The organism is Acidocella sp. (assembly GCF_035535915.1).
Taxonomy (GTDB): domain Bacteria; phylum Pseudomonadota; class Alphaproteobacteria; order Acetobacterales; family Acetobacteraceae; genus Acidocella.
Genome location: NZ_DATLPB010000042.1, coordinates 58,398 through 72,220, shown reverse-complemented (window position 1 = coordinate 72,220; position 13,823 = coordinate 58,398). Strand labels below are relative to the sequence as shown.

The following is a 13,823-nucleotide window of genomic DNA, read 5'->3' as shown; positions in this document are numbered from 1 at the left end:
CCAAAGACTCTAGATCCATCTTTTAGGGCGCCCGCATCGCCGTCGAAATCCGTGCATAGACCACGGGCATTGGCGAATTGACGCTGCGCTTGACCAGGCTGCCAAGCCCGACGATCACCGCATTGATCAGCAGGCAGACGAAGCCGATATTCCAGCCGTCGAGATTGACGTGCATCACATCCATGCCCACCGCCAATATATCCGCCACCATGATCCCGGCGATGATCGCATAGGGATTGATGCGGCGCATGAAGAGGATCGCCATCAGGCCAGGGAAGAACTGGGTGATTCCGAAATAGGCGGTGTTGATCAGGGTCAGCATCAGGGAAGGTGTAACCAGCGTGAAGATGATCGACAGCGCCAGATAGGCGACGATGGCGATCTGCGCGCCGCTGCGCTGCTTGCTCTCCGGCAGATGGCTGAGAAGGTTGCGGGTGATCAGCGGTCCCATCGCCAGGCTGATGCCTGCCAGCACCACCAGGCCCGAGAGCGCGGCTCCGGCTGCCACCATGCCGAGCAGCCAGTGCGGCAGCAACGCCACGGCCGCCGCCATGAAGGCTTGGTTGGGCGAGGCGAGATGGAAACTCTGCCCCAGGCTGTAATAGGCCGCCACCACCAGGAACGGATACATCAGCATATAAAGCGGCATGAAGATCTGCGCTTTGCGGATGGTTTGCTCGCTGCGCGCGGTGAAAATGTTGGGAATGGCAAACGGCATCAGATAGAAACCCAGCGCCTGGAAGAACATCGTGCTCATCGAGAAGCGCTGCTGCGCGGCGTTCATCTGATTATGCACATGCAGGCCGGCATCATGGAAAATATGGCTGACCCCGCCGGCAGCGGCGGCGGCGATGCCAGTGACGACCAGGGCCAGCACCAGCAGCACGTCCTTGATGATCGAAACCATCGCCGGGGCGCGGATGCCCGAGGCGGCGATATAGGCAAAAGCCAGCACCGCCGCGATGAGCGACAGCGCCAGAGGATTGAGATCCCAGCCCAGCCCGTGCAGCGCCACGATCAGCCCGGTGAATTGCAGCTGCCCCCACGGCACCATGAACAGGATGGCGGTGATGGTTACCGTCAGCTCCAGCGCGCGGTTGTTGAAATGGCCCTTGAACAGATCCGGCAGGGTCATCGCGTTGTAAAGCTGCCCGGCGCGCCAGATCAGCGGATTGATGAAGTAGCCCACCGGGTAAGCCAGCAGGATATAGCCGAGGAACCAGATGCCGTAGGTCGGCCCCTTGGCGTAGATGCCGCCGGGAAAGCCGATCATCGTGCCGATGCTGTAGATCTCGCCGACGCCGAGGAAGAACAGCAGGAACCCGCCAAATTGCCGGGAAGCCACCAGATATTCCTTGAGGTCGTGCATGTTATGGCCGCGCATGGCGGCGAAGGCGACGATTAACGAAAAGACGATGATCGCGAGAAAGACGAAACTTGCCATGATGTGCTCCTCACGCTGTCTCGGGACGGTGGCGGTCGAAGCACAGCCAACAGATCGCAAGGCACACCGAGGTCAGGATGAACCAGGCGAAAATCCATAGATAGAGGAATGGAATGTTCCAAAGCGTCCAGGTAACGCCGTTGGTGAACGGAATCAACCCAATGACGCCGACGAATGGCAAAACTAAACCAATCAATATTCTTAACATAAGACAGGTCCCAAAAACGAGGCAAGTTCATGGGCCGTATGACTGACATTTATTGGAAACGGGGACCTCCCTGCGGGGAAAGGGCCGTCTCATTTTGGCGTATATAGGCAGAAACTACGGATAGACGGAATGGAATGATAGATCCAGATTCTGTCATTGATGGCACCAGCGGCCCCGGCGGCTTCCAGGCAACGCTGCTCGGCATAGCGGCGGCCTGGAACACCGGGGCCGTCCGCTTGATCTCAGGCCGGAACTTTGCGCCGGAGCTGCCTAATCGGCGTAATCCGGCTCACGCCGATCAAGCAGCCGCTTGAGCGCCGCGAAGTGATAATCGCAGGGATTTTTCTCTCCGGACAGCTGAAGGTGATTGATCTGGTGGCGGGTTTTTTCCGCCAACTGGGGCGATAGCCGGCGCATTGGCTTCCCCGTCGACATTGCCAAGATTTGCGTTTGGCAGGCGCGTTCCAGGAAATAGAGGCTGTTGAAAGCTTCCGCCACAGATTTTCCACAGACAATCACACCATGGTTTGCCAGCATGAGGACGGAGTGCTTGCCCATGATCTCGGCCATTCTCTCCCCTTCGGCAACGTCGAGCGCCAAGCCGTCATAGGCATAGTCGTATGCAATATCGCCATAGAAGCCGAGTGCGGTCTGACCGACCATTTCCACCGTCATGTCTTCAAGCTGTGTCAGCGCGGTCGCGAACGGCATGTGGGTGTGCAGCACACAGGCAAAGCCGTGGCGATGGATCGGGCCGTGAATGCAGACCGCCGTTCGATCAGCGATGCCGGCACCGGAAACCACCTGGCCTTCGAAATCAACCTCCAAAAGATCGCTGGCACGCACCTCCGACCAGTGCAGGCCATAGGGATTCAACAGAAAGCTATTTTGATTGTCCGGCGTTGCCAGGGAGAAATGGTTGTCGATTCCTTCGTGAAAGCCATTGGCAACGGCAAGCCGCAGCGCCGCCGCCAGATCGATGCGTGCCTCGCGCTCGCGATTGCTGCGCATTGGGGATTTGTCGGGCGCTTCGGGCATCCGGTGTTTCCTTCTAACGGGTTGGGATCCAGCAGGCAGCATAGTGGCGGATGGCTCGGCTGGCCAGTGCACCCGGGAAGGCGGCATCGCCAGTTTCGGAGCGCGGTAAAAAACGGCTCTGCGCGCCGTCTTTATCCGCCACATGACCAATGGGGTGTGAAATTTTCTCACAGGTTTGATATTTTTCGTGCATTGCGAAGTTGCGCCCATGTTCCTTTTATGGCGGAATTATTTCATGTAGATCTGGGCGAAGGTGAACACATGACCGTCAGCGTGCTCAAGCCGGCAATTTCCGACCCGCTGATGAAGCGCATCGCCTGGCGCCTGGCGCCCCTGATGATCCTCATCTACATCGCCAATCAGCTCGACCGTGCCAATGTCGGCTATGCAGCGCTGACCATGAATGCCGAGCTGCATATGAGCACGGCGCAATACGGCCTTGCCACCAGCCTGTTTTTCCTGGGCTATATCCTCTTCGAGGTGCCGAGCAATCTCTGCATGCATCGTTATGGCGCGCGGCTATGGATGACGCGCATCCTGATCAGCTGGGGCGCGCTCTCCTCGCTCACCAGTTTTGTGCCGAGCTCGCATTGGCTGTTTGTCGCCCGGTTCTTCCTGGGGGCGTTCGAAGCGGGGCTGTTCCCCGGCATGGTGTTCTATCTGACGCTCTGGATGCCGGCGCGCAACCGCGTCTGGATGATGTCGCTGTTCGTCACTGCCATCCCGCTGACCGGCACGCTCGGCGCCCCGGTCTCCACCTGGCTGATGGCGCATGCCGATGTGTTCGGCGTCATGGGTTGGCGCGCGATGCTGCTGCTGGAAGGCGTTCCCGCCATTCTGCTCGGTGCCGTGGTATATCTCTGGCTGCCGGACGGGCCTCAGGCGGCGCGCTGGCTCTCGGGTGACGACAAGCGGGAAATCGCCGCGGCACTGGGGAGCGAGCAGGCGCAGGCCGCTGCCGCCACACCTTCGGACAGCGCGTGGAAAGCGCTCTTCAACGGCAAGGTCTGGGCGCTCGGCGTGGTCTATTTCGGCACCAATGCCGGCGTGATCGGCCTGTTGTATTTCCTGCCGCAAGTGGTGAAATCCTTCCAGGTGGCGTTCCACGTCAAATACACGCTCACGCAGATCGGGCTGATCACGGCCATTCCGTTCGGGACCTCGGCGATCGCCATGCTGGTCTGGGGCCGCCTTGTCAGTCGCCACAATATGAACGCCTGGCACGTTGCCGGGCCGTTGCTGGTCAGCGCCGCCGCGCTCGCCTGTGCCTTGTACCTGAAATCGCCTTACGAGACGATCGTCGCTCTCGCCATCGGCACCTCCGCCTGCTTCTGCAGCATCACCACCTTCTGGCAGTTGCCGAGCCGCATCCTCACCGACCGTGCCGCTGCCGCGGGCATCGGGCTGATCACCAGCATCGGCGTGTCCTCGGGGTTCCTATTGCCCTACTTCATCGGCTGGATCAAAGATGCCACGGGCAGCTTCGCGCTGGCTTTCATCGGCATCGCCGTCGCCATGGTGTTCGCCTCGGCGGTGGTGGTTCTGCTCGAAGCGCGCCTGCATACCATCGGCGAGGTTCAACTCGCCGCCGAATAAGCGGAGGTTGGCCATGCGCCGTGGGGTTCCGAGCCTGAGTACGCTGCAAGCCTTCGAGGCCGCCGCGCGCCATGAGAGCTTTTCCAAAGCGGCACTCGAACTTGCGCAAACCCACGGCGCGATCTGCAAAAAGGTCAACGAGCTGGAGGCGCAGCTTGGCATCGCTTTGTTCGAGCGGGTGCGCCAGCGTTTGGTTCTCTCCGCTGCCGGCGCGGAATATGCGCGGCGCATACGCGTGCATCTCGACCAGATCCGCCGCGACACGCAGGAGTTGGTGAACCAGCGCAATGAGGTGCAGATCCATCTCGCTGTCGGCGTCACGTTCGCCGCGCAATGGCTGATCCCCCGGCTGCCGGATTTCTATGCCGATAATCCGGATTTGCGCCTGCATATCATGGGCCGCGACCAGCCGACCTTCTTTGACAATTTCAGCTTTGATGCGGCGATCTATTTCAGCCAGTCGCCTTGGCCGGCAATGCCGGGACGCAAGCTTCCGAGCGACGGCGACCTCGTGGCGGTGGCAGCGCCGGCGCTGGCCGGCAGCGGCCTGAGCGTGGCGGAGATCGCGGCATTGCCGTGGATATATACGCGCGACCTGCCGCGCGCCTGGCTGTCATGGTCGGAAACGGCGACGGCCCGCCCCGTGGAACACGCGGCGGAAAGCCGGCATTTCGACATGTTCATCATGGCCATCAACGCCACGCTCTCCGGGCTCGGCGTCGCTTTGCTGCCGCGCATCCTGATCGAACGCGAACTGCGCGCCGGCACGCTGGTGCAGGTACATCCCCGCACCGTCATCAATCCCGAGACGCTCTATTACGCCTTTCCCGAGCAGAAGCGCGGCTGGGAGCCGTTGCGCCGCTTCGAGCGCTGGCTGTTCGCGGCGATGGGCCAAGACGCGGGGGGCGTCGCGGCGGCCAGTTAGAGGAAGCTGCAAAAAAGCTTTTTTAATCTGGGCCGTGCTGGTTGCAACGCCACGGGCCCAGACTAACAGAAGGTTTGGCGGCCGCTCTTTTCAAAAAGCGGCCGCTTCCTTTCCTACGAGAGACCGAGCGCGCTGTGCACAGCGCGCAGGTCCGGCGCGGTCTGCAGCAACTGCTGATACAGGCCCTGGAAGCCGAGCCAGAGGACGTAATCCGAACCGAGCTGTTCAAACGTGGACAGGGCATCCGCCTCGGAGAGTTCCTCCATCGCCCCGGCGGCTTCGGCCAGGAGCTGCACCTGGCAGCAGCGCTCCATGACGATGAAGCGGAAGGCGGCGGAATCGACCGTGGAGCCGACCGTCAGCAGGCCGTGATTGACCAGGATGGCGGAGCGCGCGTCGCCCATGACGGCGGCGATGCGGCGCCCTTCATTCTGCGCCAGCACGACGATATCGCCCTTGAACAGCACATGGTCGCGATAGAACAGGCAGGCTTCCTGGTTGATCGGCGCCAGCAGGCGCGGCCGCGCGGAAAAGGCGCGGCCATGGGTGGTGTGCGTATGCGCCGCGGCCACCACGTTCGGGTTGGCGCCGTGAATGCCGCAATGGATCGCCGCCGCTGCCGCGTTGACCGGGCCGGTGCCGTGATAGACATGGGCCTCTTCGTCGATGCAGATCAGATCGTCGGGATGGATCGTGGAGAAATGCTGCGCATAGGGGTTCACCCAGAACCGGTCATGGAATTCCGGGTCGCGCACGGTGATATGGCCGGCGATCCCCTCAGCCATGCCGAACCGGGCGAAGATGCGGAACGCGGCGGCGAGCTTGAGCTTGCGGTGGCGCCGCTCCTCCTCGAATGTTGCGAAAACCGGCGGTTCCGGTAGCGGGCCGCCGATCGGTTTCGGGATCCGGCGGTCGTCGGCCTGTAGATTGCCCATGGCGCACTCCTCGTAAATCAGACGTTAGAAAACCTGTACTCTACCCTCGCTCCCTACTGTGCAGTCCAGCGATAAATCCTCACAGTCTTGATCCGACCTCTCACAGCAGCGCGAGGAGGCGCTTCTTTTTATTCACAAAAAGAAGCGCTTCGTCATGCTCCGCGTCAGCGGCCGAAATCAAAAACCTGGCCGAGGCCGTTGGCTTTCGCCAAAGCGACAAGGGAGCGGCTCACGGTGGCGTCGATAATCGCCGAGCCGACGGAATCGAACACGCGAAACCGCGCGCCCTGGGCGGCCGGTGCCGGGAGCGGCGAGTCGCCCGCCAGCAGCGCGCCCAGTTCCGCCACGATCCGATGCGTGTCGTCCGTGGGAAGGTAGGCCGATTCACCGACCTTGAGCACATCCTCGCGCTGGTCGGCGATGATCTGCGCGGCTTCCAGGACGGAGGCGGCCAATTCGCGCTTGCCCGGGCTATCGGCCCCCATGGCGAGGATCAGCGCGCCATCCGCGATGTCGCCGGCTTCCAGATACGGCGTCCGTGCCGGTGTGGCGGTGACGATGACATTGGCCTGCCGCGCCGCCTCGCCGGGCGTGTCGTAAATCCGGGCCGGTATGCCCACCTGCCGCGCCAAAGCTTCGGCCCGCGTCCGCACGCGGCTCCATAGATGCGTGCTGGCGATCTCCAGGCGTTGCGGCAAGGCGGCCAAAACCTGGGCGGCCAGCGGCCCGGCGCCCAGCACCGCGAGATGCACCGGTCCCGGCGACGCCAGACGTTCCGCGGCAACGGCCGCCAAAGCGGCGGTTCGCATCGCGGTGATGTCGGCGGAATCGAGGATCGCCGAAACCTGTCCCGCATCGGTGTCGTAAAGCACCACGACGCCGCTGGCATGGCCGCCCGTGGGCCGGATATTGGCCTTCACCGAAAGCACGCCAGGATCGAAAATCGCCCCCGCCTTGAGATGCAGCAGCGCCGTGGGCATGGCGATCTGGCCGGAGACCGGCAACGCCGTCTGCCCCTTCGCGCGGCGCAGCAGCCCGTCGCGGACGGCATCGAACAAAGCGGGCCACGCAACAACCTGCCGAATGTCTGAACGGGTGAGCAGCAAAGTTCCAGCCAATGACTTATCTCCTGACGTGGCCAATTTCAGCACGATCCCGGCTGACAAACGGGTGCCTTCCCAGTGGAAAGCATGAAGCGGCGCTGTCGCCCCAATGGGTTTTCCTGGCGCGCAGGTCAAGATGAAGGGCGGGTGCCGCGCGGCGTTCTCCAGGGCACGGGCTGCAGCGCGGCCTGCAGATGCTCGATGAAGCGCGTTGTCCGCGCCGAGCGGCCATGGCGCGCATGAACCAGCGCCACGACATTGGCCGGGGGAACGCGCCAGCCGGGCAGGACCTCCACCAGTTTATGCGCCGCGAGATCCTCCGCCACATCCCATTCCGAGCGCATCACGATGCCCATGCCGGCGCGCGCCCAGGCGCGCGCGACGCCGCCGTCATTGGTGGTGAGGGCAGGACGTATTCGCACGCTAACGGCATTCCCATCACGCTCCGGTGCCAGTCGCCAATGGGTGATGTTTTCATCATTTTCCTTCAGCACGATGCAGGAATGGCAAGCGAGGTCGTTCGGTGTCGCCGGCATGCCGTGGCGGGCAACATAATCGGGCGCGGCGCAAAGAAGCCGCGCATTCGGTGCGAGCGTCCGCCCGACCAGTGCGGAATCGCGGAGTTCGCCGATATAAATGAGCACGTCCCAGATTTCCTCCCGGAATTGGAAGGGACGGTCGGAGAGCATCAGGTCGATCTGGACATCCGGAAACGCGGTGCGAAACGCCGCCGCAACCGGCGCGACGTAGCGGCGGCCGAAACCGAGCGGCGCCAGAATTCGCAAATGGCCGGAAACGACCCCCCGCCTTGCGGCCAGCATGTCAGCGATCTGGCCGATATCGTTGAGCACGTTCTGGGCATGCTGCGCCAGCAGCCGCCCTTCATCCGTCAAGGCCAGCCGCCGGCCGGACCGGTCCACCAGCCGCACCCCGAGGCGCTCCTCCAGCAACCGTAAACGTTGCGTCACGGCTGACGGGGTGACGTTCAACGCTCGGGCGACGGCCGCAAGCGAAACAAAGTCCGACAGCGTCACGAAGAATCTTAAATCGTCGGTCGAGATCATTAAGCTTCAACTTATAGATGGCTTTAGTCGTTGGTAAATTCTCAATCATGAGGCCCTGTTTATAAGTTTGCGCATGGCGTCGGCACCAGAGTGGCCGGTGTCGAAATTTAAGCAAAAAATGGAGAATATATGGTCCAGAAATGGGGCGTCCCGCCGATGCCGTGCCGAATTTTAACGCAGACTGTCCGGTTGCGGGTTCTCCATGGCCGATGAGATCGCATGGGGCGGCCGCGCCCTAGGCGCGACCGCGGCCGGCGCCGAGGCCAAACCGACCAGGCGCCGCTTTCTGGTCATGGGCATGCTGTTCATCACGGTGGTGATCAACTACCTTGATCGCAGCAATCTCTCGATCGCCTCGCCGCATATCTCGGCGCAATTCCATCTCACCCCAACGCAGATGGGGCTCATTTTCTCGGCCTTTGGATGGATCTACGGGCCGATGTGCATCCCCGGCGGCTGGCTGGTGGACCGCATCAACCCACGGATTTTCTACCCGGCGACCATCCTGTTATGGTCCCTCGCCACCTATGGCTTCGGTGTCTCCACGGGCTTTGCGACGCTGATCGCCGTCCGGCTGCTGGTTGGCCTGTTTGAAGTTCCGAGCTTCCTGATCAACAACCGCATCGCCACCACCTGGTTCGGCGAAAACGAACGGGCGACTTGTGTCGGCGCCTATACGGCGGCCGAATATGTGGGCCTGGCTTTCCTGCTGCCCATCCTGGCCTGGCTGCTGACCACGTTCGGCTGGCCATCGGTGTTTTTCGTGACCGGCACGATCGGCGTGATCTGGTCCGTGCTCTTCTTCCTGCTGTACCGCGAACCGCGCGACATGAAGGGCGCCAACCAGGCTGAGATCGATCTGATCGCTTCGAGCGGCGGCATCCCCGACCTCAGCGACCGGATTCAAGAGCGCCGCGGCGCGCGTGAGGCCAACTCGCTCTGGGCCAATTTCGGTGTCGTTTTTGGCCGGCGAAAGCTCTGGGGCCTCTATGTCGGCGAGTTCTGCTGGGCGACGACGAACACCTTCTTCCTCACCTGGTTTCCGACCTATCTCGTGCAGTACCGGCATTTCAGCTTCATCAAGGCCGGCTTCTACGGTTCGGTGCCGTTTCTCGCGGCGTTTTGCGGGGTGATCTGCTCCGGGCTGCTGTCGGATTTCTGCGTGCGCCGCGGGGTAAGCCTCAGCGTCGCGCGCAAGACACCGATCATCGGCGGCATGTTGCTCGCTTCCATCATCATCGGTGCGAATTTCGTCGACAGCGCGCCGCTGGTGATCATGTTCATGGCGATCGCGTTCTTCGCGAATGGGCTGGCCTCCATCCACTGGTCCCTGGTCTCCGCTGTCGCGCCCGAGCGGTTGATCGGCCTGACCAGCGGCACCTTCAATTTCGTGGGCTCGCTCGCCTTCATCACCACGCCGATCGTGATCGGCCACTTGCTGACGAGCGGCAGCATCAGCGGGCCTTTGACCTTCGTTTCGGTCACCGCCGCCGTCGGTGCCGCTGCCTATATCTTCTTGCTCGGCCGGGTCGAGCGTGTGACCGAATGAACGGCGCCGCGTCCCAGCTTCCTGAAACGAAAGAGACGATGACCATGCCTAAAATCGCGATTCTTGGCTTTGCTATTGAAAGTAACCGGTTTGCGCCGGTCTCCGCGCGCGCGGATTTTGTCTCCCGCTGCTATCTGGCGGGCGAGGCGCTGCTCGCCGAATCCCGAAGCCCGGCCCCGGCCATGACGCCGGAAATCCCGGCTTTCGTGCGGGCCATGGATGATTCTGGTGCGTGGACGCCCGCGCCGATCCTCTTCGCCAATGCCGAATCCGGCGGGCCGGTGGATCACGCTTTTTTCGTGGACACCTGCGCCGCCTTTCGCGCGGGGCTGCAAGCCGCCATGCCGCTCGATGCCGTGTATATCTGCGAACATGGCGCGGCGATCACCACGGAAGACCGCGACCCGGACGGCGCGGTGTTCGCCCTGGTCCGGGACGTTGTCGGGCCGAACATCCCGATCGTCGCGACGGTCGATCTGCATGCGAACATCTCGGACCGCATGGTCGATGCCGTCGATGTGCTGATCTCCTACCGGCGCAATCCGCATACCGACATGGCAGAGCGCGGCGCTGAAGCGGCCGCCACTCTGCGGGAATTGCTCGGCGGCATGAAACCGTCCGTCGCGCATATCCGCATGCCGATCTGCTCACCGCCGACCCAGCTCCTGACGGCGCGCGGCCAGGGGCCCTATGCGGATATGATCGAAGCGGGTGAGGCGATCGCGCATCCGGGCATCGTCAATATTTCCATCCTCGGCGGTTTTGCCTATGGCGACACGCCGAAAAACGGCCTGACCGTGATCGTGACGACACGCGATGATACCGCTCTCGCGCGGCAAACCGCCGAGCAGCTTGCCGCACTCGGCTGGCGTGAGCGTGCCCGCTTCACCCCGGAACTGACCGCCCCTGCAGAGGCCGTGGCGCTGGCCAAGGCCACCGGCGATGAGGCAAACCGCCCCGCCATTCTGCTTGCCGATGTCGCCGATAATCCGGGCGGCGGGGCGCGCGGGAACACGCCCTTCCTGCTCCGCCAGCTTCTGGAGGCCGATGTGCAGGGCGTGCTGTTCGGCGTGTTCACCGATCCGGAACTCGCCGCGGAGGCGCATGCGCGGGGTGTCGGCGCGCGGTTCGACGCTGTGTTCAACCGCGCCGAGACGACCATTTTCTCGGACAAATTCCAAGCGCAGGCGACCGTCGCAAAACTCCATGACGGCAAGGGCGTTGGCCGGCGCGGGCAGCTCGCGGGGTGCAGCTTCGATCTCGGGCCCTGCGCCGCGCTGGAGGTTGGCGGCGTCACGGTTATCGTGATCACCCATCGCCATCAATGCCACGAGCCGATGATGTTGGAGATGTTCGGCTATGACATCCGGGACGCGCGGACCGTGGTGGTGAAATCGCGCGGCCATTTCCGCGCCGCCTTCGACGAGTTTTTCCCGCCTGAGCGGATCATCTCGGTCGATGAGCCCGGCCTCACTTCGCCGATCCTCTCGCGTTTCGACTTCACCCATCTGCCCCGCCCCGCCATTCCGCTCGACGCGCTCGAGCACTGGGTGCCGGTCGCGCGCATGGTGCGGGGCGGCCAATGAGCGCGGCCGCGACGCTGCCCACCCTGGAGACACAGGAAACGCCGGCGCTGCTCCTCGATGTCACGCGGCTGGACCGCAACATCGCGCGGCTACGGGCGCATCTCTCCACGCTCGGCCCCAGACTTCGCCCGCATCTCAAGACCGCGAAATGCCTGGAGGTCGCACGCCGGGTGATGGATGGGCCGGAAGGGCCGATCACGGTCTCGACGCTGAAGGAAGCCGAACAATTCGCTGCCGGGGGCGTGCGGGATATCCTGTACGCGGCCGGCATCGCGCCGGGGAAACTCGACCGCGTGACCGCATTGCGCCGCCGCGGCGTCAATCTCTCGATCGTGGTCGATAGTGTGCAGGCGGCGGAGGCCGTGGTGCGCCATGCGCGTGAAACGGCCGATCGCCTGCCGACCCTGATCGAGATCGACTCAGATGGCCACCGCGCCGGAATCCGCCGCACCCATGCCGCTCTCATGGTCGAGATAGGCCGGATCCTCCACGAAGGCAGCGCCGAGCTGCGCGGCGTCATGACGCATGCCGGCGAATCCTACCATTGCCAGGGGGATGAGGCGATCATGGCCATGGCCGAGCAGGAACGTGCCGAGGCCGTGGGCTGCGCCGACCTGCTCCGCGCCGCCGGCCTGCCGGCGCCGGTGGTGAGCATCGGCTCCACCCCGACGGCGCAACTCAGTCAGCGCCTGGAAGGGGTGACCGAGGTTCGTGCCGGCGTGTTCATGTTCTTCGACCTGTTCATGGCCGGCCTCGGCGTCTGCACCACGGACGACATCGCGGTGAGCGTGCTCGCCACCGTGACCGGCAGCAACGCGGAGAAGGGCTGGCTCATCGTCGATGCCGGATGGATGGCCATGTCGAGCGACCGCAATACGCGAGGCCAGGCGGTCGACCAGTTCTTCGGTCTGGTTTGCGATATCGACGGCACGCCCTATCCTGATCTCGTCATGATCAAGGCGAATCAGGAGCACGGCGTCATCGCGGCACGGCCGGGCAGCGCTGCTGTGCCGCCGGATCTGCCGATCGGCGCGAAATTGCGCATCTTGCCCAACCATGCCTGCGCGACCAGCAGTCAGCATGACCGTTACAACGTCGTGAAAGCCAACACGCGGCAAATCGACGCGGTTTGGCCACGTTTCAACTTCTGGTAATCGCCCCCTCAACGGCAAATTTTGGAAGAGTAAAAACCATGAAGATCACGAAGGTCGAGCCTTTGCTCATCGACCGCTTTTGTTTTGCCCGGATCGAGACGGATAACGGGATCGTCGGCATTGGCGAGTCCGGCGCCTGGGGGCAGCTCGAAGCCTCGGCTGCCGCCATTGCGAAATACGCCGATTATCTGGTCGGGCGTGATCCGCGGCCGATCGAACATCATTGGAACGTGATGCTCCGGGCGACACATTTCTCCGGGGCCGCGATCAATGGCGCGGTCTCGGCCATTGACATCGCGCTCTGGGATATTAAGGGCAAGTTTCACGGCGTGCCGGTCTATGAGCTGCTGGGTGGGCAGGTGCGCAACAAGGCGCGGGTGTATGCGCATCTGAAGGGCCGCACGATCGAGCAACTCGTCGAGGAAGCCAAACGCCTGAAGGAGGCCGGCTTCAACGCGCTCGGGCACTTCAACCCGCTGCTCAACGAGGATGAAAGCATCCCCTATTTCAAGACGCACGCCTCGAAGGTCGAGCAGGCGATCGAGAATGTGCGTCTCGTGCGCGAGGCCGTGGGACCGGAGGTCGATCTCTGCGTGGAAATCCACCGGCGTTTGACGCCGCCGGAAGCCATTGCGCTGGCCCGCGGGATCGAACGCTATACGCCGCTGTTCTACGAAGACCCGATCCGTCCGGACAGCTTCGATGCCATGGGCCGCGTCGCCGACCAGATTTCCATTCCCATTGCCACCGGCGAGCGTTTCATCAGCCTGCACCAGTTCCAGAACCTGCTCTCCAAGCGCGGCGCGGAATATCTGCGGCCGGATGTCTGCATGTGCGGCGGCATCACCGCGACGAAGAAGGTCGCCGCACTCGCGGAAGCGAATGACACGATGATCGTCCCGCACAACCCGCTCTCGCCCGTGAGCACGGCGGCCTGTCTGCAGATCGCCGCCTGCATTCCGAACTTCGCAATTCAGGAATATCCCTCAGGCACGCCGGGCATCGACAAAAACGGCAATTTGCTCGGCGACGAGATGGTGCTGGGCCTGTCGCAGCATGAAGCCGGCTTCATCGCCATTCCCTCGGCCCCCGGCATCGGCGTGACCCTGGCCAAGGATGCCGAAAAGCGCTTCCCCTACAAGCCCAAGCCCGTGCAGATGCGCGCGCATGTGGACGGCTCGTTCGTCGACCAGTAGCCTGGGGCTGACCGGCGGCAGGCAC

12 protein-coding genes are annotated in these 13,823 nt (G+C 63.0%); 6 read left to right on the top strand and 6 right to left on the bottom strand.

Translation table 11 applies throughout. The annotated features are described in order from the left end of the window. Nucleotides 1–22: 22 nt before the first annotated feature. From VNC39_RS05430 to VNC39_RS05420, 3 genes are all read right to left on the bottom strand, one after another. On the bottom strand, nucleotides 23–1,444 hold the full coding sequence (locus VNC39_RS05430) for a sodium:solute symporter family protein (RefSeq protein ID WP_325396959.1): 1,422 nt from the start codon (nucleotides 1,442–1,444) through the stop codon (nucleotides 23–25). 10 nt (nucleotides 1,445–1,454) lie between these two features. Then, nucleotides 1,455–1,640, bottom strand: a complete 186-nt coding sequence (locus VNC39_RS05425; RefSeq protein WP_325396957.1) for a DUF3311 domain-containing protein — start codon at nucleotides 1,638–1,640, stop codon at nucleotides 1,455–1,457. Nucleotides 1,641–1,922: 282 nt separating this feature from the next. Beyond that, nucleotides 1,923–2,690: an aldolase gene (locus tag VNC39_RS05420; RefSeq protein ID WP_325396955.1), complete on the bottom strand. Its 768-nt coding sequence runs from the start codon at nucleotides 2,688–2,690 to the stop codon at nucleotides 1,923–1,925. A gap of 261 nt (nucleotides 2,691–2,951) precedes the next feature. On the opposite strand from VNC39_RS05420, the gene VNC39_RS05415 reads away from it, so the two are divergent. Then, nucleotides 2,952–4,286 (top strand): MFS transporter, encoded by a 1,335-nt coding sequence (locus VNC39_RS05415; protein ID WP_325396953.1) that lies wholly within the window; start codon nucleotides 2,952–2,954, stop codon nucleotides 4,284–4,286. Nucleotides 4,287–4,299: 13 nt separating this feature from the next. Next, a complete protein-coding gene (locus tag VNC39_RS05410) occupies nucleotides 4,300–5,211 on the top strand; it encodes a LysR substrate-binding domain-containing protein (protein WP_325396951.1) in 912 nt (303 codons plus the stop codon). 113 nt (nucleotides 5,212–5,324) lie between these two features. Here VNC39_RS05410 and VNC39_RS05405 read toward each other — a convergent pair whose 3' ends face one another. From VNC39_RS05405 to VNC39_RS05395, 3 genes are all read right to left on the bottom strand, one after another. Beyond that, the gene (locus VNC39_RS05405) at nucleotides 5,325–6,146 is read right to left on the bottom strand and encodes a class II aldolase/adducin family protein (RefSeq protein WP_325396949.1); all 822 of its coding nucleotides are present in this window, start codon (nucleotides 6,144–6,146) and stop codon (nucleotides 5,325–5,327) included. Nucleotides 6,147–6,310: 164 nt separating this feature from the next. Further along, the gene (locus VNC39_RS05400; protein ID WP_325396948.1) at nucleotides 6,311–7,264 is read right to left on the bottom strand and encodes an ornithine cyclodeaminase family protein; all 954 of its coding nucleotides are present in this window, start codon (nucleotides 7,262–7,264) and stop codon (nucleotides 6,311–6,313) included. Between the two features lie 116 nt (nucleotides 7,265–7,380). Further along, nucleotides 7,381–8,313 carry a LysR family transcriptional regulator gene (locus tag VNC39_RS05395; protein ID WP_325396946.1) on the bottom strand — a complete coding sequence of 311 codons (933 nt, stop codon included), beginning with the start codon at nucleotides 8,311–8,313 and terminating at the stop codon, nucleotides 7,381–7,383. A 202-nt stretch (nucleotides 8,314–8,515) separates the two neighbouring features. On the opposite strand from VNC39_RS05395, the gene VNC39_RS05390 reads away from it, so the two are divergent. The 4 genes from VNC39_RS05390 to dgoD are packed head-to-tail and all read left to right on the top strand — an operon-like array spanning nucleotide 8,516 to nucleotide 13,798. After that, entirely contained in the window at nucleotides 8,516–9,862 is a 1,347-nt protein-coding gene (locus VNC39_RS05390; protein WP_325396944.1) for an MFS transporter, read from the top strand. A gap of 38 nt (nucleotides 9,863–9,900) precedes the next feature. Further along, nucleotides 9,901–11,448, top strand: coding sequence for a M81 family metallopeptidase (locus tag VNC39_RS05385; protein WP_325396942.1), 1,548 nt, complete (start codon nucleotides 9,901–9,903; stop codon nucleotides 11,446–11,448). Next, nucleotides 11,445–12,602, top strand: a complete 1,158-nt coding sequence (locus tag VNC39_RS05380) for a DSD1 family PLP-dependent enzyme (RefSeq protein ID WP_325396940.1) — start codon at nucleotides 11,445–11,447, stop codon at nucleotides 12,600–12,602. Before VNC39_RS05385 ends, VNC39_RS05380 begins: the two co-directional genes overlap by 4 nt. Before the next feature lie 38 nt (nucleotides 12,603–12,640). Beyond that, nucleotides 12,641–13,798 carry a galactonate dehydratase gene (dgoD, locus tag VNC39_RS05375; RefSeq protein ID WP_325396938.1) on the top strand — a complete coding sequence of 386 codons (1,158 nt, stop codon included), beginning with the start codon at nucleotides 12,641–12,643 and terminating at the stop codon, nucleotides 13,796–13,798. Nucleotides 13,799–13,823: the final 25 nt, after the last annotated feature.

Bases quoted from the DNA above. Each gene is read 5' to 3' on its own strand.
- VNC39_RS05405 (WP_325396949.1), bottom strand. From the start codon at position 6,146: ATGGGCAATCTACAGGCCGACGACCGCCGGATCCCGAAACCGATCGGC.
- VNC39_RS05395 (WP_325396946.1), bottom strand. From the start codon at position 8,313: ATGATCTCGACCGACGATTTAAGATTCTTCGTGACGCTGTCGGACTTT.
- VNC39_RS05420 (WP_325396955.1), bottom strand. From the start codon at position 2,690: ATGCCCGAAGCGCCCGACAAATCCCCAATGCGCAGCAATCGCGAGCGC.
- VNC39_RS05410 (WP_325396951.1), top strand. From the start codon at position 4,300: ATGCGCCGTGGGGTTCCGAGCCTGAGTACGCTGCAAGCCTTCGAGGCC.
- VNC39_RS05380 (WP_325396940.1), top strand. From the start codon at position 11,445: ATGAGCGCGGCCGCGACGCTGCCCACCCTGGAGACACAGGAAACGCCG.
- dgoD (WP_325396938.1), top strand. From the start codon at position 12,641: ATGAAGATCACGAAGGTCGAGCCTTTGCTCATCGACCGCTTTTGTTTT.
- VNC39_RS05385 (WP_325396942.1), top strand. From the start codon at position 9,901: ATGACCATGCCTAAAATCGCGATTCTTGGCTTTGCTATTGAAAGTAAC.
- VNC39_RS05430 (WP_325396959.1), bottom strand. From the start codon at position 1,444: ATGGCAAGTTTCGTCTTTCTCGCGATCATCGTCTTTTCGTTAATCGTC.
- VNC39_RS05390 (WP_325396944.1), top strand. From the start codon at position 8,516: ATGGCCGATGAGATCGCATGGGGCGGCCGCGCCCTAGGCGCGACCGCG.
- VNC39_RS05415 (WP_325396953.1), top strand. From the start codon at position 2,952: ATGACCGTCAGCGTGCTCAAGCCGGCAATTTCCGACCCGCTGATGAAG.